Source organism: Janthinobacterium sp. Ant5-2-1, assembly GCF_001445815.1.
In the GTDB taxonomy this organism is placed as follows: domain Bacteria; phylum Pseudomonadota; class Gammaproteobacteria; order Burkholderiales; family Burkholderiaceae_D; genus Janthinobacterium; species Janthinobacterium lividum_E.
Genome location: NZ_LNCE01000034.1, coordinates 36,138 through 59,516, shown reverse-complemented (window position 1 = coordinate 59,516; position 23,379 = coordinate 36,138). Strand labels below are relative to the sequence as shown.

17 protein-coding genes and 2 riboswitches are annotated in these 23,379 nt (G+C 62.0%); of the genes, 8 read left to right on the top strand and 9 right to left on the bottom strand.

The features are described from left to right. Positions 1-56 precede the first annotated feature (56 nt). Entirely contained in the window at positions 57-809 is a 753-nt protein-coding gene (gene rpsB / locus ASN89_RS12365; protein ID WP_010397614.1) for a 30S ribosomal protein S2, read from the bottom strand. Positions 810-1,209: 400 nt separating this feature from the next. Between rpsB and map the strand changes: the two genes are divergently transcribed. The 4 genes from map to ASN89_RS12345 all read left to right on the top strand — a co-directional run bounded on the left by map (position 1,210) and on the right by ASN89_RS12345 (position 6,338). Beyond that, positions 1,210-2,022, top strand: a complete 813-nt coding sequence (gene map, locus ASN89_RS12360; protein ID WP_058049470.1) for a type I methionyl aminopeptidase — start codon at positions 1,210-1,212, stop codon at positions 2,020-2,022. Between the two features lie 46 nt (positions 2,023-2,068). After that, positions 2,069-4,636, top strand: coding sequence for a [protein-PII] uridylyltransferase (locus ASN89_RS12355; RefSeq protein WP_058049456.1), 2,568 nt, complete (start codon positions 2,069-2,071; stop codon positions 4,634-4,636). A gap of 43 nt (positions 4,637-4,679) precedes the next feature. Further along, positions 4,680-5,429, top strand: a complete 750-nt coding sequence (locus ASN89_RS12350) for a pseudouridine synthase (protein ID WP_034752263.1) — start codon at positions 4,680-4,682, stop codon at positions 5,427-5,429. 144 nt (positions 5,430-5,573) lie between these two features. Beyond that, positions 5,574-6,338 carry a flagellar brake protein gene (locus tag ASN89_RS12345; protein WP_082127806.1) on the top strand — a complete coding sequence of 255 codons (765 nt, stop codon included), beginning with the start codon at positions 5,574-5,576 and terminating at the stop codon, positions 6,336-6,338. A 177-nt stretch (positions 6,339-6,515) separates the two neighbouring features. Here the strand turns inward: ASN89_RS12345 and def are convergent, their stop codons facing one another. The 7 genes from def to ASN89_RS12310 all read right to left on the bottom strand — a co-directional run bounded on the left by def (position 6,516) and on the right by ASN89_RS12310 (position 16,612). Continuing rightward, on the bottom strand, positions 6,516-7,052 hold the full coding sequence (gene def, locus ASN89_RS12340) for a peptide deformylase (protein ID WP_034752265.1): 537 nt from the start codon (positions 7,050-7,052) through the stop codon (positions 6,516-6,518). After that, positions 7,049-7,942, bottom strand: coding sequence for a UTP--glucose-1-phosphate uridylyltransferase GalU (gene galU / locus ASN89_RS12335; protein ID WP_046684959.1), 894 nt, complete (start codon positions 7,940-7,942; stop codon positions 7,049-7,051). Before galU ends, def begins: the two co-directional genes overlap by 4 nt. Positions 7,943-8,013: 71 nt before the next feature. After that, a complete protein-coding gene (ligA, locus tag ASN89_RS12330) occupies positions 8,014-10,365 on the bottom strand; it encodes an NAD-dependent DNA ligase LigA (protein WP_046684958.1) in 2,352 nt (783 codons plus the stop codon). A 14-nt stretch (positions 10,366-10,379) separates the two neighbouring features. Beyond that, entirely contained in the window at positions 10,380-11,549 is a 1,170-nt protein-coding gene (locus ASN89_RS12325) for a cell division protein ZipA C-terminal FtsZ-binding domain-containing protein (RefSeq protein ID WP_046684957.1), read from the bottom strand. Next, the gene (gene smc, locus ASN89_RS12320; protein ID WP_082654541.1) at positions 11,546-15,073 is read right to left on the bottom strand and encodes a chromosome segregation protein SMC; all 3,528 of its coding nucleotides are present in this window, start codon (positions 15,071-15,073) and stop codon (positions 11,546-11,548) included. The genes ASN89_RS12325 and smc overlap by 4 nt, the downstream gene beginning before the upstream one ends. A 183-nt stretch (positions 15,074-15,256) precedes the next feature. Further along, entirely contained in the window at positions 15,257-15,892 is a 636-nt protein-coding gene (locus tag ASN89_RS12315; RefSeq protein WP_235501958.1) for a phosphatase PAP2 family protein, read from the bottom strand. A 147-nt stretch (positions 15,893-16,039) separates the two neighbouring features. Further along, on the bottom strand, positions 16,040-16,612 hold the full coding sequence (locus ASN89_RS12310) for an ATP-dependent Clp protease proteolytic subunit (protein WP_046685528.1): 573 nt from the start codon (positions 16,610-16,612) through the stop codon (positions 16,040-16,042). A 169-nt stretch (positions 16,613-16,781) separates the two neighbouring features. After that, positions 16,782-16,868, top strand: a riboswitch (glycine riboswitch). 26 nt (positions 16,869-16,894) lie between these two features. Then, positions 16,895-17,000: riboswitch (glycine riboswitch) on the top strand. Between the two features lie 74 nt (positions 17,001-17,074). Here ASN89_RS12310 and gcvT point away from each other — a divergent pair. The 3 genes from gcvT (at position 17,075) to gcvP (ending at position 21,669) form a co-directional block, all read left to right on the top strand. Continuing rightward, positions 17,075-18,196, top strand: coding sequence for a glycine cleavage system aminomethyltransferase GcvT (gene gcvT, locus ASN89_RS12305; protein ID WP_046684955.1), 1,122 nt, complete (start codon positions 17,075-17,077; stop codon positions 18,194-18,196). A 73-nt stretch (positions 18,197-18,269) separates the two neighbouring features. Further along, the gene (gene gcvH, locus ASN89_RS12300) at positions 18,270-18,650 is read left to right on the top strand and encodes a glycine cleavage system protein GcvH (protein ID WP_046684954.1); all 381 of its coding nucleotides are present in this window, start codon (positions 18,270-18,272) and stop codon (positions 18,648-18,650) included. 118 nt (positions 18,651-18,768) lie between these two features. Next, the gene (gcvP, locus tag ASN89_RS12295) at positions 18,769-21,669 is read left to right on the top strand and encodes an aminomethyl-transferring glycine dehydrogenase (protein WP_058049468.1); all 2,901 of its coding nucleotides are present in this window, start codon (positions 18,769-18,771) and stop codon (positions 21,667-21,669) included. A 166-nt stretch (positions 21,670-21,835) separates the two neighbouring features. On the opposite strand, the gene ASN89_RS29000 is transcribed toward gcvP, so the two are convergent. Then, the gene (locus ASN89_RS29000; RefSeq protein ID WP_160309306.1) at positions 21,836-21,994 is read right to left on the bottom strand and encodes a hypothetical protein; all 159 of its coding nucleotides are present in this window, start codon (positions 21,992-21,994) and stop codon (positions 21,836-21,838) included. Positions 21,995-22,139: 145 nt separating this feature from the next. Between ASN89_RS29000 and ASN89_RS12290 the strand changes: the two genes are divergently transcribed. After that, entirely contained in the window at positions 22,140-23,357 is a 1,218-nt protein-coding gene (locus ASN89_RS12290; RefSeq protein ID WP_058049454.1) for a Bcr/CflA family efflux MFS transporter, read from the top strand. Positions 23,358-23,379 lie beyond the last annotated feature (22 nt).

Here is a 23,379-nt window from a genome sequence, read left to right as displayed (position 1 = left end):
ACCCCTTTTCCCTTACTGCTGTGCTTACAAACGGCTATCTTGCGATAGCCTGGCCATTAAGCCTGTTCGTTAACTTCGACGAATTCGTCGCCAGCGGCTGCTTTAACCATTTCAACAACTTCGTTACCGGCAGCTGCACGGCCTTCGATGATTGCATCAGCAACACCGCGAGCGTACAACATGATGGCTTTCGAGGAGTCATCGTTACCTGGGATCACGAAGTTCACGCCTTCTGGGGAGTGGTTGGTATCGACAACGCCGATGACCGGAATACCCAGTTTAGCTGCTTCGGTGATCGCACCTTTGTGGTAGCCGACGTCGACGACGAAGATTGCGTCAGGAATGCCGCCCATGTCCTTGATGCCGCCGATCGATTTTTGCAGCTTGATCATTTCGCGGGAGAACATCAGCGCTTCTTTTTTCGACAGCTTCTCGATCGAACCGTCTTCGATCATCACTTCCATGTCTTTCAGACGCTTGATCGAGGTTTTGATCGTTTTGAAGTTGGTCAGCATGCCGCCCAACCAACGTTGATCAACGAAAGGCACGCCAGCGCGTTGTGCTTCAGCAGCGATGATTTCGCGAGCTTGACGCTTGGTGCCAACCATCAGGATGGTGCCACGGTTTGCAGCCAGTTGACGCACGTGCTTCATTGCGTCCTGGTACATCGCCATGGTTTTTTCCAGGTTGATGATGTGGATCTTGTTGCGATGGCCGAAGATGAACGGTGCCATTTTTGGATTCCAAAAACGGGTTTGGTGACCAAAGTGGACACCGGCTTCCAGCATTTCGCGCATTGTTACGGACATTATTAACTCCAGGGTTGGGTCTGGAATCCGATCAGTCACCATACAGGCACCCTTGTCGACCGGATTCGCGTGTTTATATAAATTAAAGACACTGTTTTACTGCATTGCCTAAAAGAGAATTCAAGCAACCCGGGATTCTACACTGAAATGCCTGCCGCATCAAGTCCACGCTGCAAATCGCGCGCCCTGCGGAAACACCCAGCGCACCACGGTGGTGCAAGGTGTGGCCGCGTGGCCTTTTCATCCGTTTTCTCCCCACAAATCCCCTTGCGGCCATAGGAAGGAGGCGGCGGATTCAGGGCGCCTCGTTTATAATTTCGACATATTTGCAGACTTTTTCCCATATAACAGGAATCGTCTGTGCTTTTCACCTGAATTCTTGCAGATTGCGAATCACAACATGTCCACCATCCGTATCAATACCGCCGCCGACATCGAAGGCATGCGCGTTGCCGGCAAGCTCGGCGCCGAAGTACTCGACTACATCACTCCCTTCGTCAAGGTCGGCGTCACGACGGGCGAGCTGGACCGCCTGTGCCATGAATACATGGTCAACGTGCAGGGCACCATCCCTGCCCCGCTGAACTACTGCCCGCCCGGCTACACGCCTTACCCGAAAGCCATCTGCACCTCCGTCAACGACGTCATCTGCCATGGCATTCCTGGCGGCAAGGTCCTGAAAAGCGGCGACTCCGTCAACCTCGACATCACCGTCATCAAGGACGGCTACCACGGCGACAACAGCCGTATGTTCCTCGTCGGCACGCCGACCATCCTGGCCAAGCGCCTGTCGGAAATCACCTATGAATGCATGTGGCTGGGCATAGACCAGATCAAGCCGGGCGCCCACCTGGGCGATATCGGCCACGCCATCCAGCAGCACGCCGAGAAGGCAGGCTACAGCGTGGTGCGCGAATTCTGCGGCCACGGCATCGGCAAGGTCTTCCATGAAGAACCGCAGGTATTACATTACGGCAAACCAGGCACCCTGGAACGCCTGGAAGCGGGCATGATTTTTACCGTGGAACCGATGATCAACTCGGGCCGCCGCGAAATCCGCGAAATGAACGATGGCTGGACCATCAAAACCAAGGACCGCAGCCTGTCGGCGCAATGGGAGCACACGGTGCTGGTCACGGAAACGGGCTATGAAGTGCTGACCGTTTCGCCCGGCATGCCGCCACCACCGGCCTTTATCACCAGCAAAGCCTGATCCATACTGCCAGACCCCACCCGACCCACCGCCACCCAGAGCCCAGATGAAAAAGCAAGTTCGGGAACAGCTGAAACAGCAACTGAAAGCCGACCGCCAGGTCGTCATTGCGGCCTTCCAGGCCGACGGCAAGCCTGAAAAACTGCTGCGCAGCCTGCGCCACAGCGTCGATGGCGTGCTGGCGCGCGCCTGGCAGGAAGCGGGCTTGCCGCCAGGCACGGCTCTGGTGGGCGTGGGCGGCTATGGCCGCGGCGAACTGTTTCCGTATTCCGACGTCGACCTGCTGATCCTGCTGCAACAGGCGCCGGACGCCGCCACGCAGGAAAAGCTCGAGGAACTGGTGCAACTGCTGTGGGACCTGGGCCTGGAAATCGGCCACAGCATTCGCACGGTCGATGAATGCATGGTCGAATCGAAAGCCGACATCACCGTGCAAACGAGCTTGCTCGAAGCGCGCCTCGTGTGCGGCAACGCGGACCTGTTCGCGCAATTGCAGCAGCGCTATGACGCGGCCATGGACCCGCAGGCCTTCTTCCAGGCAAAAACGGCGGAAATGCGCCAGCGCCATGCCAAATACGAAGACACGGCCTTCAGCCTGGAACCGAATTGCAAGGAAAGCCCGGGCGGCCTGCGCGACCTGCAGGTCATCCTGTGGGTGGCCAAGGCGGCCGGCCTGGCCAACTCGTGGCGCACCCTGGCCACGGGCGGCCTGATCACCTTGACGGAAGCGCGCCAGCTGATGGAAAAGGAGCGCGCCTTCAAGGATATCCGCGTGCGCCTGCACCTGCACGCGGGCCGGCGCGAAGACCGCCTCGTGTTCGACGTGCAGACGGCGATCGCCGAATCGCTGGGCCTGCAAGCGACGGGCAGCGGGCCGCACATGCGCCGCGCCAGCGAATTCCTCATGCAGCGCTACTACTGGGCCGCCAAGACGGTGACCCAGCTCAACACGATTTTGCTGCAAAACATCGAGGCACGGCTGTTTCCGCAAGACGACGTGGCCGTGCCCATCAACGAGCGCTTCAATGAAGTCAACAGCCTGATCGACATCAGCGCCGACGACACGTTCGAGCAATACCCGTCGGCCATGCTGGAAATCTTTGTCCTGATGACGGAGCGCCCGGCCCTGAAGGGCATGACGTCGCGCGCCACGCGGGCCCTGTGGCATGCGCGCTTCAAGATCGACTCCGCCTTCCGCCAGGACCCCGTCAACCGCGCCCTCTTCCTGCGCATCATGCAGGCGCCGGTCGGCATCATCCACGCGCTGCGGCGCATGAACGAGATGAGCATCCTGGGGCGCTACCTGCCGAATTTCCGCCGCATCGTGGGCCAGATGCAGCACGACCTGTTCCACGTGTACACGGTCGACCAGCACATTTTGATGGTGGTGCGCAACATGCGCCGCTTCACGATGAGCGAACACGCGCATGAATACCCGTTCTGCAGCCAGCTGATGGCTGATTTCTCGCAGTCGTGGTTGCTGTACGTGGCGGCCCTGTTCCACGACATCGCCAAGGGCCGCGGCGGCGACCACTCGAAGCTGGGCGTGGCCGACGCCACCCAGTTCTGCCAGGACCACGGCCTGTCGCAAGAAGACACGGAACTGGTGGCATTCCTTGTGGAAAATCATCTGACCATGTCGCAAGTGGCGCAAAAGCAGGATCTGTCCGACCCTGACGTCGTCCAGGCGTTTGCGAAGGTGGTCAAGGACGAGCGCCATCTGACGGGCTTGTACCTGCTGACGGTGGCCGACATCCGCGGCACCAGCCCGAAAGTGTGGAATGCCTGGAAGGGCAAGCTGCTGGAAGACTTGTACAAGATCACCCTGCGCGTGCTGGGCGGCGAGCCGCACACGGCCGACCGCGAGCTGAAAAACCGCCAGCAGGAAGCGCTGGCCACCCTGCGCCTGTACGGCTTGCCGCCGGACGCCCACCTGAAACTGTGGCAACAGCTGGACGTCGCGTACTTCCTGCGCCACGACGCGTCCGACATCGCCTGGCAGACGCGTTCGCTTTATGACAAGCTCGACAGCAAGTTGCCGGTGGTAAAATGCCGGCTGGCGCCCATCGGCGAAGGCTTGCAGGTGGCCGTGTACATTCCCGACCAGCCCGACCTGTTCGCGCGCATCTGCAGCTATTTCGACCGCAAGAATTTCAGCATCCTCGACGCGAAGATCCACACGACGAAAAACGGCTATGCGCTCGACACCTTCCTAGTCACCGAGCAGAACTTCGCCAAGAGCTACCGCGACATCATCAGCCTGATCGAGCATGAACTGGGCGAGCTGCTGCAGTCGCAGACGCCGCTGCCGCCGCCGGGCAAGGGACGGCTGTCGCGCCTGTCGCGCACCTTCCCCTTCCAGCCGACGGTCGACTTGCGGCCTGACGAACGGGGCCAGTATTACCTGCTGTCGGTGGCGGCCAACGACCGCACGGGCCTGCTGTATGCGATCGCCAACGTGCTGACCAAGTACCGCATCAACTTGCACACGGCCAAGATCATGACCCTGGGCGAGCGGGTCGAAGACGTTTTCCTCGTCGACGGTCCCGCGCTCAACAATGCCCGCAACCAGATATTGCTGGAAACCGATTTACTCGATGCGCTGAAGGTGTGATGACCTCCTGTGCAACGCCTACCCTTACTGAAACTGAAACAACATGACCGAAGAATTATTACGCTTGTCCAAACGCATGTCCGAACTGGGCCTGTGCTCGCGCCGCGAAGCCGATGAATGGATCGCCCGCGGCTGGGTCCGCGTGGATGGCAAGGTGGTGTCCGAGTTGGGCAGCAAGGTCTACCCGAGCCAAAGAGTCACCGTGGAACGCCAGGCGGCGGCCGAGCAATCGAAGCGCGTTACCGTGCTGATCAACAAACCGGTCGGCTACGTCAGCGGCCAGGCCGAAGACGGCTACACGCCCGCCGTGGCCCTGATCAAGGCGGAAAACCGCTGGGCGGAAGACCGCAGCCCGGAACAGTTCCACCCGACCCAGCTGCGCAGCCTGGTCGCCGCCGGCCGCCTGGACATCGACTCCGTCGGCTTGCTGGTCCTGACCCAGGACGGGCGCGTGGCCAAGCAGTTGATCGGCCACGATACCGATATCGACAAGGAATACCTGGTGCGCGTGAGCTACACCAAGGGCGGCACCCTGCCCGACAGCGAGCTGAAAAAGCTCAACCACGGCCTGTGGCTCGACGGCAAGCCGTTGCTGCCGGCCAAGGTGCGCTGGCAAAACGAAGACCAGCTGAGCTTTACCCTGCGCGAAGGTAAGAAACGCCAGATCCGCCGCATGTGCGAAGCCGTCGGCCTGAAAGTGCTGGGCTTGAAACGCGTGCGCATCGGCAAGGTCAAGCTGGGCGATTTGCCGACGGGCCAATGGCGTTACTTGAGCGCAGACGAACAGTTTTAAGCGGCGACGTCAAGGTGGCCTGTCAGGCCAGGCCACATAAGCAACAGGAATATAGTGATATAAAAACAATTATTGTGATTTAATTAGTAAATATTGCTTTAAACCTATACACTATTCCCATTAGAACAAAAGAGATACGCTGTCGTGAACGATCCCATCCCCAATCCCCTGCGCAAGGGCGCGCCCAGCCTGGCCGACGTGGCCGAGCCGATGGCACCCGGCACCAAGCCGCACCACATGAGCGATCCGTGGGATATCGGCGAAACCCTGTGCAGCCTGGCTGACAACGGCGACGCCATTTCCATCTACCCGACGGGCGGAGAAGACGTCATCCTGGGGCGCATCCTGTCCGTCGACGATGACTTGCCGCAATTCGTGCTGGAACTCAATGAAGGCGCGACCCTGCCGCCTGGTGGCGCCACGTTCGTATCATGGGTGCAAAGCGCCAAACTGCAATTCACCATCAATGGCGAATGGCAAGCGTATCCCGACCGTCCGAACGTCTACCTGACGAACTTCCCCAGTCATTGCCTGGTGCTGGAACGGCGCGAATCGACGCGCCTGGAAACCCCGCTGGGCGTGTACTACCTGGCCGCCTTCGTGCTCGAAGGTCGTCCGTATGAATTGCAGCTGTATGATTTCTCGGCCGGCGGCATCGGCATGCGCGCCCATCCGCGCGATACGGTCGGCCTGTACGTGGGCCGCAAGCTGTCGCGCGTGCGCCTGGAACTGGGACCGAACAAGGTCATGATCGCCGACCTGGAAATCCGCCTGTCGCGCACCTTCCGCTCCTTCCTGCTGGGCGAACAGGTGCAGATCGGCTGCCGCTTCCTGAATCTGACGGACGCCATGCAGGATGAACTAAAAACCTTGCTCGATAACCTGGGCAGCAGCCGCAAGGTGCGCTAGGTTTGCTTCGCATATAAAAATGGCCGCCCAGCTGATCGCTGCGCGGCCATTTTTTATTTGATAGTGACAGCCACGAGGCGCCTGAAAAACGCTCAGGGCAAGGCGCATTGCCGAAGACAGTACGAATAGTACGGCGAGGCAATGCAACGCCGCCATGGGCGTTTTCTCAGGCGCCGATCAATCGTCGTCGTTCGGATCCAGGTCCGGAAACATGACCTCGGTATAACCGAACTGCGTAAAGTCGACGATACGCATCGGATACAGAATGCCGTGCAGGTGATCCACTTCATGCTGCACCACGCGCGCATGGAAGCCGTCGCAGTCGCGGCTGATGGGCTGGCCGAACTGGTCCACGCCTTCGTAGTGCAGCTCGCTCCAGCGCGGCACGCTGCCGCGCAAGCCGGGCACGGACAGGCAACCCTCAAAACCCTCTTCCTTGCGCTCCGACAAAGGCGTCAGCACCGGATTGATCAAGACGGTTTCCGGCACTTGCGGCGCGTCGGGATAACGCAGATTCTGCTTGAAGCCGTAGATCACCAGTTGCAGGTTGACGCCGATCTGCGGCGCCGCCAGACCCGCGCCGTTGGCCGCGTGCATGGTGTCGAACATGTCGGCGATCAAGGCGTGCAGTTCGGGCGTATCGAACTCACGCACGGGCTCGGCCATCCGCAACAGGCGCGGATCACCCATCTTCAGAATCTCGCGTACTGTCATTTTTCTTCTACTGCCGATTGCAGTTCTTGCAGATAGGTGCGGAAGGCCGCACCCGTTTCCGGATGTTTCATGCCCATTGCCGTCGTGGCCTTCAGATAGCCCAACTTGGAGCCGCAATCATAACGCTGCCCCTGATAGCGGTAAGCCAGCACGCGCTCTTCGCGCATCAGGGCGGCGATGCCGTCCGTCAACTGGATTTCGCCACCGGCGCCCGTGCCGATATTTTCCAGGTGATTAAAGACACGGCTGGTCAGCACATAGCGGCCCACCACGGCCAAGGTCGATGGCGCTTCTTCAGGCGCAGGCTTTTCCACGATGGCCGAGACCAGTTCCAGGTCAGGCTGATAATTCTTTGCCGATACGATACCGTACTGCTTGGTTTCCGCGCGCGGTACGTCCTGCACCGCCAGCAGCGAGCAATTTTCATACTGGAAGACATCGGTCATCTGCGCCAGCACGGGGCGCACACCCTCTTCCACGTCCATGAAGTCGTCGGCCAGCAAGACGGCAAACGGCTCGTCGCCGATCACGGGACGGGCGCACAGCACGGCATGCCCCAGGCCCAGCGGCGCCGACTGGCGTATGTAAATGCAATTGATGTGCTTGGGAATGACGTTTTGCACCATCTCGAGCAACTGGCGCTTGCCGGCCGCTTCCAGTTCCGACTCGAGCTCATAGGCGGTATCGAAATGGTCTTCGATGGCGCGCTTGTTGCGGCCCGTGATGAAGATCATTTCCGTAATACCTGCCGCCACGGCTTCTTCCACCGCGTATTGGATCAATGGCTTGTCAACGATGGGCAACATTTCCTTCGGTTGCGCCTTGGTCGCAGGCAAGAAACGGCTGCCCAGGCCGGCGACGGGAAAGACTGCTTTTCTAATTTTTTTCATAGATCTTCTGCAAGTAAAATGTTGAGATTCGATATTATTCAGGTGCAAATGGATCGGATTAATCGATCAACTTATTGCTGAGCCAGCAATACTAGCAGACCAGCCTCGTCAAGCAAAGTCACACCCAGTTCCTGGGCCTTGGCCAGTTTGCTGCCAGCGTCGGCGCCGGCCACGACATAATTTGTTTTCTTCGACACGGAACCGCTGACCTTGCCGCCGGCCGCCTCGATCAGCTCCGCGGCTTCGTCACGGCTCATGTTGGGCAAAGTACCCGTCAGGACAAAGGTCTTGCCGTCCAGCTTGCCGCCAGCGGCTGGCATTTCAGGCAATTGTGACAGTAATTCATTTCTCAGGGCGTCCAGTTGAACCAGCAGCTTGACATGGTTTTCATCGGCCAGCCATTGCGCCAGCGACTCGGCCACGGCGGCCGGCAAACCCGCGTGGAAACTGGCGCCTTGCGCGGCCAGGCTGGCCAGGGTCACGCCCCGCTCCACCAATTGCTTGCTGCGCGGCTCCGTCAGCTTCGGAATGCCGATGGCCGCCAACAATTTGGTTTCCTCGAGCTGCGTGCGCAGCTTGGCGCTGGGCGCATGTTCACCCTGTGGCGTCACGCCAGCGTCCAGCAATGCCTGCAGCGCCTGCTGGTTCTTTTCTTCGGCAAAGAAATCGGCAATCGATTCCGCCACCGTGCCGCCGATGTCGGGCAGCACGCGCAGCAAGGCCGCTGGCGCTTTCCGCACATACGCCAGGCTGCCCAGCCACTCGGCCAGGGTCTTGGCCGTCGATTCGCCCACGTGGCGGATGCCCAGCGCGAACAGGAAACGCTCAAGCGGTGGGCGCTTGCTCGCCTCGATACCTGCCAGCAGGTTTTCCGCCCACTTGGTGGGAATCTTGCCTTGTTGCACGGTTTCTGGCGTCGAACCGTCGCGCTCGTCGGCGCGCAGCTTCATTTCCAGCAGTTTATCGAGGGTCAGGCTGTACAGGTCGGCCAAGCCGTGCACGTATTCCAGTTCGACCAGGGTATCGATATAACGTTCCCCCAGGCCTTCAATATCCATCATCCGGCGGCCCGCGAAGTGGCGAAACGCTTCCTTGCGCTGCGCCGAACAGAACAGGCCGCCCGAGCAGCGGGCAATCGCCTCGCCCTCTTCACGCACCACGTGCGAACCGCACACGGGACACGCTTCGAGCATCTTGAACGGCAGCGGCGCCGGCGCCAAGCGTTTTTCCAGCACCACGCTCAGCACTTCGGGAATCACGTCGCCGGCGCGGCGCACGACGACGGTATCGCCCACGCGCACATCCTTGCGCAGCACTTCGTCTTCATTGTGCAAGGTGGCGTTGGTCACCGTCACGCCACCCACGGACACGGGCGCCAGGCGCGCCACGGGCGTCATGGCGCCCGTGCGGCCCACCTGGATATCGATGCCCAGCACCTGCGTCAGCGCCTCTTCGGCTGGAAATTTATGTGCAAGAGCAAAACGCGGCGCGCGCGACACAAAACCCAGCTCCTGCTGGTCTTCCGTCGCGTTCACCTTGTAGACGACGCCGTCGATTTCATACGGCAAGGCGGGGCGGCGCGCGCCGATATCGGCATAGTAGGCCAGCAAGCCCTGCGCGCCCAGCACCACCTTGCGCTCTTTGGACACGGGGATGCCCAAGGTTTCGTACCAGTCCAGCAAGGCCGAGTGCGAGGCCGGCATGGCGGCGCCATCCAGGGCGCCGATGCCGTAGGCATAGAAACGCAGCTTGCGCTGCGCCGTGATGCGCGAATCGAGCTGGCGCAAGCTGCCGGCCGCCGCATTGCGCGGGTTGGCGAATTCCTTCTGCCCCGCTTCGCGCTGGCGTTCGTTCAGGCGGGCAAAATCGCCCTTGAACATCATCACTTCGCCGCGCACGTCGAGCAGCGCCGGAATCTTGTCGCCATGCAGGCGCAAAGGGATGCCGGAAATGGTGCGGATATTCGCCGTCACGTCCTCGCCCGTGGCGCCGTCGCCGCGCGTGGCTGCCTGCACGAACAGGCCGTTTTCATAGCGCAGGTTGATGGCCAGGCCGTCGAATTTCACTTCGGCCGCGTACGCGACGTCCTGCGCATCGAGGCCCAGGCCTTCGCGCACGCGGCGGTCGAAATTGACGATATCGTCGTCGGAGAAACCATTATTCAGCGACAACATCGGCACCGTATGCGTGACTTGCTCGAATTGCGGCAAGGGCGCCGCGCCCACGCGCAAGGTGGGCGAATCGGGCGTGCGCAAGTCGGGATGGGTCGCTTCCAGCACCTGCAGTTCGACAAACAGCTTGTCGTACTCGGCGTCGGGGATCGTGGGGTTGTCGAGCACGTGGTAGGCGTGCAGGTGCCGATTGAGTTCGGCGGTGAGATCCAGGACGCGCTGGGCGGCGTCCTGGTTGATCGGATCAGTCATTGTTGCGGGATTCTTCAGCTAAATAAACGCAGGGCGCGGGTGGAACCGGCCGGAATGTCGGCCGCGTCCATTTCCTGGTAAAACTCTTGCACTTGGCCGGCGATCTCGGCCAGCGCCGCATCGGACAGGGCCTGGTTGTAATCGTCGACGATGGTCGCATCGAGGCGCCCCACCAGTGCCTTGGCGCAAGCGACCATGGCGCCGAAACCGTCGCGCGCGGGCGCCACGCAGGGCACGTCCAGCAGCAAGGTCAAACGGGGTGTCGTTTCCTCGGCCAACGTGACGTTCGTCGACAGCGAGAACAGATAGCCGCCCTCGCCGTCGGGCATGACGAAGCGGCCATCCGGACGCACGTCAAAGCCCTGCTTTTCCAGCGCGAACAGCAAGGTGGAAATGGCCCATGGCGCGCCATTCGTGTGCAGGTTCACGCCCAGCTGGGCATCGTGGCCGGCAACGAAACGGTGCAGATTGCGCGCTTCGGCCATCACTTCCATCATGTCGGGCACTTCCGGCTCGGCGCCGATTTCGTCAGCCACACCGCGCAGGCGCGTGACCAGTTCCGAGTATTCGAGTTCATTCAAGGCCGTGCTGCGGCTGGCCAGCTGCACGCCGCCCTGCATCTTGGTGTAGACACCGCCATGCGTGATCGGTTCCCAGTCGCCATTCACGTGCAAGCCGATGAAGTGGACGGGCTTGTTGCCCACCAGGCGCAGGGTTTGCAGCACGGGCAGGATCTTGTCGCCGCGCACGGGCGCGTCCAGCGACAAAGGCAGCAGGCAATCGATGAGCGGGTCGACCAGGCTGGTCGCCTGCTCGCTGGCGGCACTGACTTCCGGCTGCACCGGCGCGACAGGGGCGGCGGCAGGCGCTTCCATGCCGGCACCACCTAACGATGGTTCCGCATGCACGGGCGCGTCGGGCACGGGCGCCGCTGGCGGCGCGCCGAACGATGGTTCGGCCTTGGCGGCGGGTGCGGCATCAAAGCGCGGTTCCTGGCGCAAGACGGGTTCCTGGGCTTCCACCGCAGGTGCATCGCCCTCGCGCATCAGCACGTCGTCATGGTCTGTGGAAAAAGCCCGTTCCACGCTTTTCTTGGCCTTGTATTCCTGCCATTTGTTGTACGAGAAAACGCCGACGATAAAGACGCCGCCGGCGCCGAACAAGGTAATTTGAAGGTCTGTCATGCTGCTTGTGCCTCGGTTGCAAAATTTGCGGCGGACTCCATGTCCACCGCCACGATGCGCGATACGCCCTGCTCCTGCATCGTCACACCGATCAATTGATGGGCCATTTCCATCGCAATCTTGTTATGCGAAATGAAAAGGAATTGGGTCTGGTCGGACATGCGCTTGACCATGCGGCAGAAGCGTTCCGTGTTCGAATCGTCCAGCGGTGCATCGACTTCGTCGAGCAGGCAGAACGGCGCCGGATTCAGGCGGAACATGGAAAACACCAATGCGGTCGCGGTCAGCGCCTTCTCTCCACCCGATAACAGGTGGATGGTGGCATTTTTCTTGCCGGGAGGCTGCGCCATGACTTGTACACCGGAATCGAGAATCTCGTCGCCCGTCATGGTCAGCTTGGCCTGCCCGCCGCCGAACAGGATGGGGAACAACTCGGAAAAGTGATGGTTGACCTTGTCGAACGTGTCTTGCAGCAAGTCGCGCGTTTCCTTGTCGATCTTGTGGATCGCGTCTTCCAGGGTATTGATCGCTTCCGTCAGGTCGGCATTCTGGGCATCGAGGAAATTCTTGCGCTCGGATGCCTGCGCCAGCTCGTCCAGCGCGGCCAGGTTGACGGCGCCCAGGGCCGTGATGGCGTTGGTCAGGCGCGTCACTTCGCCCTGCAGATACGATGGACGCATGTCCGGGTGCAGCTTTTCGCTCAAGACAGCTTCATCGGCGCCCGATTCCAGCAATTGCTGGGCAAATTGCTCCTGGTTCAGGCGCGCGGCCTGTTCCTTGAGCTGCATTTCCATGATCTTGTCGCGCTGCGGCTGCAAGCTGCGTTCCGATTGCGTGCGCGCATCTTCGGACAGGCGCAGCTGCTGCGTAATCTGATCCAGTTCGTGGCGCGCGTCCGCCAGCGCCCGCTCCTGCGTCGTGCGGCGCTCGAGCAAGTCCTGCAAGCCGTCGGCAGCCGCGCCGCTTTCCAGGTTGGCCAGTTCCAGTTCGCCCGCCTGCAGGCTGGCCGTCACTTGCTGGGCCTGCGTACTGGCCGTGGCGATGTTGCGGCGCAATTCCTCGATCTTCGCGCGGTGGGCTTTTTCCGCGTATTCCGTATCCTTGGCGGCCCGCTCCAGGTCGCGCAAAGCTTCGCGCGCCTCGGCCAGGCGCTGTTCCTTTTGCAGGAAGTCCGTATGGCCGTCTTCGTGCGCTTCCTGCAAGTTGCCCAGTTCCATGTCCAGCTGTTCGAATTTCTCTTCCGATTCAGCCTTGATCTGCTGCTGCTCCGCTTCCTGTGCGGCGATTTCCGCCAGATCGGCGCCGATCTGCGTGCTGCGCTGGTTGAAGCGCGCTTCCACTTCCGACAGTTTCACCACGTCCAGCTGCAAGGTGTGCACAGAGGAAGTGAGCTGCTGTATGCGCAGGCGCAAGTCGGACAGGTTGCGCGTCAAGGTAGCGACGGCAGCGTCGGCCCGCACGGAACGGGCGCGCGCCTCTTCGGCCAGCAATTGCTGCGCGCGCAACTGTTTGCCGATATTATCGATTTCCTGCTGGCGGCCCAGCATGCCTTCCTGCTCCGAATCGGCCGCATAGAAGCGCACGCTGGTAGCCGTGACCACGTGGCCGGCGCGCGTGACGAAATAGCCACCCGGCGGCAATTTACTACGTTCGGCCAGCGCTTCGGCCGCGTCTTCCACGGCGTAGGCGTTGTACAGCCAATCCTGCAGCAAGCCGCGCAAGCCCGGATCATTGAGTTTGAGCAAGTTCAGGAAAGGCTTCAGGCCCGGCACTTCCGGTTGCGGCAGCGGCGCCACGGTCGACGGCGCATACAGGGCCAATTTGGCTGGTGGCGCATCGGCAAAGAAGGCCTTGGCCCAGTCAATGTTCGACAGTTGCAAGGCCGACGTGCGCTCGCGCAGGATCGATTCCATGGCAGCTTCCCAGCCCGCTTCGATCTGCAGCTTTTGCCATAAACGGGGCAAGGTGTCGAGCTCGTGCTTTTTCAGCCACGGCTGGACCTTGCCCTGGGTTTGTACGCGTTCCTGCAACTGTTTCAAAGCGGAAAGACGCGCTTCCAGCTGGGCGTTGGCGGCCGTCTCGGCATTCACCTGCGCCTGGGCTTCGGCCCGTTCCTGCTCCAGCTTCGGCTGCTGCTCCAGCGCTTCTTCCAGGTAAAAGCCCTGCTCTTCCAGGGTTTGCTGCTTTTCTTCCAGCTGCAGTTTCAGGTTTTCCAGGTGGCTGCTGTCGGGCAGGCTGAGGCTGTTCTTTTCCTGCTGCAGGCGCTCGCGGCGCGTGAGCAAGCTGGCCAGGATGTTCGAAGCGTTGCGCTGGTGCGCCGATTCCAGTTCCAGCTGCTGCTGGGCCTGCATGATCCGCGCCCGCGATTCCGTGCTCTTGTTTTGCGCGGCGCGCCAGGCGGCATCGAGCTCGGGCAATTGCTCGCCCTTCTGCTCGGCCATCATTTGCGACTGTTCCACCTTGGCGGCCAGTTCCTCGAGATGGAATTCCGCCTCTTCGATCTGCTCCTGGTATTCGGCGCCCTGGCTGTTCCACTGGTCGCGCTGGGCCGTCAGGGTGGCCAGCTGCGCCTGCAGGCGGGCGCGCGATTCGATGACGAATTTGATCTGTGCTTCCAGGCTGCCGATTTCCGCATTCGTCTGGTACAGATGGCCTTGCGCCGTATGCAGGCGGTCGCCCACGGCAAAGTGCGCCTGGCGCATCTGCTCAAGGGTCAGTTCCACATTGCGCAGCTTGGCCGTCTGCTCTTCCAGGTCCGTCTGCGCCTGTTCCACTTCGCGGAAATAGCGTGTCTGCTCGTTTTGCGCCTCGTTCTTGCGCAACAGCCACAACAGTTTCTGTTTTTCTTCCTGGTCCGCCTGCAAGGCGTGGAAACGGGTGGCCACGGCCGCCTGTGCTTCCAGCTTTTCCAAATTGGCATTGAGTTCGCGCAAGATGTCTTCCACGCGCAGCAAATTCTCGCGCGTATCCTGCAGGCGGTTTTCCGTTTCGCGGCGGCGTTCCTTGTATTTCGATACGCCGGCAGCTTCCTCGAGGAAGACGCGCAATTCTTCCGGGCGCGATTCGATGATGCGCGAAATCATGCCTTGGCCGATGATGGCGTAGGCGCGCGGACCGAGGCCCGTGCCAAGGAAGATATCCTGGATGTCGCGCCGGCGCACGGGCTGGCCATTGATGTAATAGGTGGACGTGCCGTCGCGCGTCAGGGTGCGCTTGACGGCGATCTCGGCGTACTGGCCCCACTGGCCGGACGCCTTGCCATCGTTATTGTCGAACACCAGTTCCACGGAAGCGCGCCCGGCAGGCTTGCGGTGGGTGGAACCGTTGAAAATGACGTCCTGCATCGATTCGCCGCGCAATTCCGACGCTTTCGATTCGCCCAGCACCCAGCGCACGGCGTCGATGATGTTCGACTTGCCGCAGCCATTCGGCCCGACCACGCCCACGAGCTGGCCTGGCACCTGGAAATTGGTGGGATCGACGAAAGACTTAAATCCCGACAACTTGATGGAAGAGAGACGCACGTGTTTTAGAGTTCCTGGCCTATGCTGGCGGTTATATTATGGGTGAACCCGGTTCATATTCAGTTCAGATGCAGCATCGCGACGGCTACCTGGCCATTCAACGCAAAAAAGTGGTTCATCATACCATTTCCTGATGCTTTTCTGGCCAAAAAACCGTAGCGCCAGGCGCCAGTTGTCAGCAGATCACCGGGCAGGACGGCCATCCTGCGCCAGTTTCCAGTCTGCACGAGAAAAAACGCGCTCATGGCCGGACAGCACCATGGCCAGTTTTTGCAGCCACTGCTCGGTCGGCATGGGTTCGGCCTTGAAGCTGAGCACCACCATCAGCACGAGGCTGGCCAAGGCCAGCGCATGGCTGACGGCGAAATTGACTGCGCCACGGGCATTCCACATGAAGCCCAGCGCCAGCGCCAGGCCCAGCACGCAGCCGCTGACGGCTTCCGACACGCTGTGCGCATGCACGACCACGCGAGAAATGGCCACCAGCACGGCAAAGGCTACGCCGACGAGCACGCCGGCATGGCGCCAGCGCGGTTCGGCCCGCTGTAGCAGCACATACATCAGCACGGGAAACACGGCGCCGGCGCGCATGGCGTGGCCGCTGAAACCAGTAAAGTCGAGAGTGCTGCTTCCCACGCCCCAGCTCATGAACGCCAGCTTCGACAGCACCACGAGGGCCAGGCCGCCGCCATACCACAAGCTCCAGCTGAGCACCAAACGCCACTGGCGCGACACGAGCAGCCACAGGGCAATCGCCACGCCAGCCGGCCCCATCACGGACATGTCGGCCGCAAAAGAAATCCCATTCCACCAATTCATCGTGCATGCGCTTATTTCATGATCAGCGTGCACTATGCCACGACTCTGCCCTGTTCCGCGCGGCTTTTGCTGTGCTGCAGCGAAGAATTACATTCCATTACAAAATTTCTACGCAAAACCATTCGCTTGGCCAGCGCGGCAGGGGCCTCAGATATTCGTCAGGCGCTTGCCCTTGGGCGGCGCAAAGTCGCGGATCGATTCGATCAGGCCCACGTCCAGCGCCTGGTCGGCCGTCAGGTGCAGGTCGGAATACGCGTGCACCTGCCACTGCTCTTCCGTCAGGTTGACGTGGCCGCGCAGGATGCGTTCCGTGCGCATGTCGTCGGCGCGCAAGCCCTCGACGATGATGCTGAGCGCATCGGGGCGCGAACCGGGTGACGCTGTCGCATGCGACTTGTGCACCATGAAGCGGGCCGTGTCGCTGGCGTGGCGGCGGCGCCCTGCCAGGAACAGGGTGACGGCGATGGACGCCACGGCGCCCGCGTTATAGGTGATGATGTCGAGCGGCAACTTGCTGAGGAAGTTGTACAGACAGATGCCGTCGCTGACATAGCCGCCGTTGGACTGTATCAAGATGTGCGCGGTGGTGAGCTTGTCTTCCGTGATGTCGGCCACGGCGTTGAAGACGCGCCGCACCATATCGCTGTTGACGTCGCCCGAGAGGGTAAAGTAACCGTGCTGCTCGGTGTTGTTTTGCGTCTCGCTTTGTGTAGTGTTCATGGCAGGCACCCGCAAGAAAGCCAGGATTTCATCATAGCGCATTCCCGCGCGGCCGGGCGCCCTTTTGCACCGGGCCAGCGCCCCTCCCAGCCCCGCAAACCGGGGCTTTTGCTGCAATTTGGCAACGTCTTTTCAGATTGACAGAAACACCCTGCTGGCATATATTCCTCCCACTTGATCGGGAGAGGGCAACCCAGCGTTGCCGCCGAAGGGGCACTACCCAAAAACTCTCAGGCAAAAGGACCGATCAGGCGGACTGAAGTTGTTGCTTTGGCGACACTACAGCTCAACTCTGGAGAGCGGCCGCGGCTATTGCCGGCGGCCCACCGAAGGGGCGCACGGGGCAAGCCCCCGTAATCTCTCAGGTACAAAGGACAGGGGGGTCAGTGTTCACGCCGGAAAGCCGTGTTTGGCTCCGTGTGTTCTGTTAACTTCCCCCTTTACCTTCGTCCCGAGGAATCCATGACGCTCAAAGCGACCCCACTCAACAACGCCCACCGTGCCCTCGGCGCCCGCATGGTCGATTTCGGCGGCTGGGACATGCCTGTCAACTACGGCTCGCAAATCGAAGAACACAACGCCGTGCGCGGCGACGCCGGCATGTTCGACGTGTCCCACATGTGCGTGGTCGATATCGAAGGACCGAACGTGCGCGCCTTCCTGCGCGGCTTGCTGGCCAATAACGTCGACAAGCTGCAAGTGTCGGGCAAGGCCCTGTACTCGTGCATGTTGAATCCTGAGGGCACCGTCATCGATGACCTGATCGTCTACTTCTTCAATGAAAACTGGTTCCGCCTCGTCGTCAACGCGGGCACGGCTGAAAAAGACGTGGCCTGGATGCAGCAGCAAAACACCGCCACCAACAGCGGCCTGACGATCACCCAGCGCCGCGACGGCAATGACGCCATGGCCCTGGTAGCCGTGCAAGGCCCGAATGCGCGCGCCAAGGTATGGCAAGTGCTGCCGGAAACGCAAGCCGCGTCCGAAGCCATCAAGCCATTCAACGTCGTCATCGTCAAGGACACGGCGTTTGGCGAAGTCATGCTGGCGCGTACCGGCTACACGGGCGAAGACGGTTTTGAAATCGGCGTGGCCGCGACCCAGGTGGAAGCGCTGTGGAACGCATTGATCGCCGCTGGCGTCAAGCCGGCCGGCCTCGGTGCGCGCGACACCCTGCGCCTGGAAGCGGGCATGAATCTGTACGGCCAGGACATGGACGAAACCGTCAACCCGCTCGACGCGGGCCTGGCGTGGACCATCGACCTGGTCAGCGAGCGCGACTTCATCGGCAAGGCCGCTCTGCTGGCCAAAGGCCAGAACGCGCAATTCGTCGGTCTGATCCTGCGTGAAAAAGGCGGCGTGCTGCGCGCCCACCAGAAAGTCATCATCGCCGGCAGCGACGCCACGGGCGAAATCACGAGCGGCACCTTCAGCCCGACCATGCAGGAAGCGATTGCCCTGGCGCGCGTGCCCAACGGCGTCAACGTGGGCGACACTGTGCACGTGGAAATCCGCGGCAAGCAATTGGCCGCTTCTGTTGTCAAGCTGCCTTTCGTGCGTAACGGTAAAATCCTGGCTGCGTAAGCGTATTTATAGAGCCGCCCGCAAGACCGAACAATCATAATCAATAACGAACACTTACCATCTGGAGCCACACATGAACATTCCTGCAGACCTGAAGTACACCGCTTCCCACGAATGGGTACGCCTGGAAGCCGACGGCACGATCACCGTCGGCATCACCGAATACGCGCAGGATGCACTGGGCGACATCGTCTTCGTCGAACTGCCTGACGTCGGCGCCACCTTCACCGCCGGCGACGACGCCGCCGTGGTGGAATCGGTCAAGGCAGCAAGCGACATCTATGCGCCGCTGTCGGGCGAAGTCGTGGCCATCAACGACGACGTCGTCAACTCGCCTGAATCGATCAACGCCGACGCCTACGCCAACTGGCTGTTCAAGATCAAGCCAGCCGACGTGTCGGCCCTGGACGGCTTGCTCGACGCTGCCGCCTATGGCGCCACCACCAGCGCCTGATCGCGTTTGACTCACGGGCCGCAATTGCGGCCCGTTTGCATTTAATTTTGTAGCTATGCCCCGGCGCCGCGCCCGCGCGCCGCATTCCGGTTTTTCAGTCTTTTTTGGCCTCTATATCATGACCCGCACCAGCCTGACCCAACTCGAAGCACGCGATGCCTTCATCGCCCGCCACATCGGCCCTTCCGCCACCGAACAGCAAGCCATGCTGGCGACCCTCGGCTATCCATCGCGCGCCGCGCTGATCGACGCCTTGGTGCCTGCCAACATCCGCAACAAGGGCGCGCTGCCCCTGGGCGCGTACTCGCAGCCGATGCCGGAACAGGAAGCGCTGTCGCGCCTGAAAGCCATCGCCGGCAAGAACCAGGTACTGAAATCCCTGATCGGCCAGGGCTACTACAACACGTTCACCCCTGGTGTCGTGTTGCGCAACATCTTTGAAAACCCGGCCTGGTACACGGCGTACACGCCTTACCAGCCGGAGATTTCGCAAGGCCGCCTGGAAGCGATTTTGAACTTCCAGCAAGTGATCACGGACCTGACCGGCATGGGCATCTCGAACGCCTCGATGCTGGACGAAGGCACGGCCGCCGCCGAAGCGATGACCCTGATCCAGCGCGTGGGCAAGTCGAAGTCGAACGTGCTGTATGTCGCCAACGACGTGCTGCCGCAAACCCTGGAAGTGGTGCAGACGCGCGCCCAGCCGATCGGCATCGAGGTGCGCACTTTTGATCCGGCTGAAATCGAGTCGCTGGACGCGTGCTTCGGCGTGCTGCTGCAATACCCTGGCGTGAACGGCGTCGTGCGCGACTACCGCGCCGGCGTGGAAAAGCTGCATGCGAATGGCGCCATGGTCATCGTCGCGGCCGACCTGCTGGCCCTGACCATGCTCACGCCACCGGGCGAATGGGGCGCCGACGTCGTCGTCGGCAACAGCCAGCGCTTCGGCGTGCCGCTCGGTTTCGGCGGCCCGCACGCAGGGTACCTGTCCACGCGCGATGAATTCAAGCGCAATATGTCGGGCCGCCTGGTCGGCGTGACCGTCGATGCGCAAGGCAACAAGGCCTATCGTCTGGCCCTGCAAACGCGCGAACAGCATATCCGCCGCGAAAAAGCCACCTCGAACATCTGCACGGCGCAAGTGCTGCTGGCCGTGATGGCCTCGATGTACGCCGTCTACCACGGCCCCGCCGGTCTGCTGCAGATCGCCCAGCGCGTGCACCGCTTTACGGGCGTGCTGGCCGCCAACCTGAAGACCCTCGGCTATGGCGTCGTCAACGCGAGCTACTTCGACACCCTGACCATCAACGTGGCCGATGCGGCGCAGCTGCACGCGACGGCCATGCACCACGGCGTCAACCTGCGCAAGATCGACAACACCCACGTCGGCGTGTCGCTCGACGAAACCACCACGCGTGACGATATCGCGCTGCTGTGGAAAGTGTTCGCACACGGCCTGGCCAACGCGCCTGCCGCGCCGGACCTGGACGCCGTTGAAGCAACTGTGACCAGCGCACTGCCGGCCAACCTGGCGCGCGAAAGCGCCTACCTGACCCACCCCGTCTTCAACAGCTACCACTCGGAACACGAAATGCTGCGCTACCTGCGCAGCCTGGCCGACAAGGACCTGGCGCTGGACCGCACCATGATCCCGCTCGGTTCGTGCACGATGAAGCTGAACGCCACGTCGGAAATGATTCCCGTCACCTGGCCCGAGTTCTCGAACATCCACCCGTTCGCGCCGGACGCGCAAACGGTCGGCTACCGCGAAATGATCTCGCAGCTGGAAGAGATGCTGTGCGCACTGACGGGCTACGCGGCCGTCTCGCTGCAGCCGAACGCCGGCTCGCAAGGCGAATACGCAGGTCTGCTGGTGATCAAGGCGTACCACGAATCGCGCGGCGAAGGCCACCGCAACATCTGCCTGATTCCTTCGTCGGCGCACGGCACCAACCCCGCATCGGCCAACATGGTCGGCATGCAGGTCGTCGTCACCAGCTGCGACGCCAACGGCAACGTGGACCTGGCGGACCTGAAAGCGAAAGCGGAAAAGCACAGTGCCAACCTGGCTTGCGTAATGGTCACCTACCCGTCCACCCACGGCGTGTTTGAAGAAGGCATCCAGGAACTGTGCGAAATCATCCACGCGCACGGCGGCCAGGTCTACATCGACGGCGCCAACATGAACGCGCTGGTCGGCGTGGCCGCTCCCGGCTCGTTTGGCGGCGACGTGTCGCACCTGAACCTGCACAAGACCTTCTGCATTCCGCACGGCGGTGGCGGACCGGGCGTCGGCCCGATCGGCGTGGGCGCCCACCTGGCGAAATTCCTGCCGAACCAGCGTTCGAGCGGCTACCAACGCGACGCTGCCGGCATCGGCGCCGTCAGCGCCGCGCCATTCGGCTCGGCCAGCATCCTGCCGATTTCGTGGATGTACATCGCCATGATGGGCGCGGAAGGCTTGACGGCGGCCACCGAGACGGCGATCCTGGCGGCGAACTACATCGCGCGCCGCCTGGCGCCGCACTACCCCGTGCTGTACTCGGGCCACGACGGCCTGGTCGCGCACGAGTGCATCCTGGACCTGCGCCCGATCACGGACGCCACCGGCATCAGCAACGAAGACGTGGCCAAGCGTTTGATGGACTTCGGTTTCCATGCGCCGACCATGAGCTTCCCCGTGCCGGGCACCTTGATGATCGAGCCGACGGAAAGCGAATCGAAAGTGGAGATCGACCGCTTCATCGACGCCATGATCGCCATCCGCGCGGAAATCGCCAAGGTCGCCAGCGGTGAATTCGACCACGACGACAACCCTTTGAGGAACGCGCCGCACACGGCACAAGTCTTGATGTCGGACAGCTGGGACCGCAAGTACAGCCGTGAAATCGCTGCCTACCCCGTCGCTTCGCTGCGCCAGCGCAAATACTGGCCGCCGGTCGGCCGCGCCGACAACGTGTACGGCGACCGCAACCTGTTCTGCGGCTGCGCACCGATCAGTTCGTACGAAGAAGAGTAAGCGCCACGCGCCTGCTTCGGCGGGCGTGCCAGCGACAGGAAGGCAGGCCAGGTGGCCTGCCTTTTTTCATCGTAGGTCGGATTAGCGAAGCGTAATCCGACATCACCATATACGCCAACCATGTTGTCGGATTACGACCCTTCGGGCCTAATCCGACCTACGCGACCTACAACGCCAGCAAGACCGCCCCCGGCAACCCCAACACGGTGCCTAGCACCGTCAGACACACGACATCGCGCCGCTCGCAGCGGGCGCGGTGCGAACTCCAGGCGGCAAACAGCAGCGCGACAGCCACGCCGCTGAGCGAAATTCCCACTTCCGTCATGCCAGCCCTCCCGTCATCGTTTCTTTCTTCATCGTTCCCGTCCTTTTTATTGATTGAACAAGCTACCTACCGGTAGGCAGTAAGTGTACAATAAAAAACACGGCGGCGTCCATGCCCCGTTTTTTCACGATATGAAGGAAGCGCAATGCAGCAGCAAACCACAATCCCCGCCGCCAGTCTCGGGCTGGCGGCTTCCCTGGCCCTCGTGGCCGTGCTCGGCCCGGCCGGCATCGACATGTACCTGGCCTCGATGTCGGCCATGGCGCGCGAACTGCACACCTCGTATCCGAATGTGCAACTGAGCCTGACCGTTTTCCTGCTGGCCCTGGGTGGCGGACAGCTGCTGTGCGGGCCGCTCACCGACATGCTGGGCCGGCGCCGGCCGCTCCTGGCCGGCATCGCCGTCTACATCGTGGCCGCCGTGTGGGCGTCGCAGGCGGATCAGTTGAGCACCCTGCTGCTGGCGCGCACCTTGCAGGGCCTGGGTGCGGCGCTGACCCTGGTCGTGGTGATGAGCATGGTGCGCGATGTGGCCGACGGGGTCAAAGCGGCGCAGCTGTTTGCCCTCCTGATGACCATCGTTGGCCTGGCGCCCGTGCTGGCGCCGGCCGTGGGCGGCTTGCTCGACGCGCACTACGGCTGGCGCGCCGTGATGCTGGCCCTGGCCGCGCTGGGCGCCTTGACCCTGCTCAACAGCGCGCTGTTCCTGCCGGAAACCTTGCCGCCTGCCCGCCGCGTTTCGCCACGCGGCATGCACCGCACCTATGCGCGCATCGCGCTGGACCGCGCCTTCCTGCTGCCCGCGCTGGCCCTGTCCGCCACTTTCTTTTTCCTGTTCGCGTATATCGGCGGCGCATCGCTCGTGTACCAGCGCGACTTCGGCCTGTCCGCCGGCAGTTTCGGCCTCGTCTTTGGCGCGACGGGCGTGGCCGTGCTGCTGGGGGCCATGGCCAGCGCCCGCCTGGTGGAAAGGCACGGCGTGGCGCGCCTGAGCGTGGCGGGCAGCGTCGCCATGCTGGGCGGCGCGGGACTGGCCATGCTCGGTGCCTGGGCAGGAGCGGGCATCGCGGCCGTCGTGCCGGGCATGTTCGTGGCCCTGTTCGGCCTGGGCATCACGGAAGCGGCACTGATGGCCATGACCATGGGCTCGCAACGCAAAGCGCTCGGCTCCACGGCCGCCCTCCTGGGCGCCATCCAGATGAGCTTGTCGTCCCTGGCCACGCCGCTGGCGGCCAGCCTGTCCGAATGGGGGCCGCTGCCCTGGCTGCTGTTCTTGACCGTGGCCGGCCTGCTGGTATCATGGCTGACCCTGGCCACTGCGCGCATCCATCCGGTCCATGCCAGCAGCCTGGGAGCGCACTGACGCCTCACTCACACTCACCCCA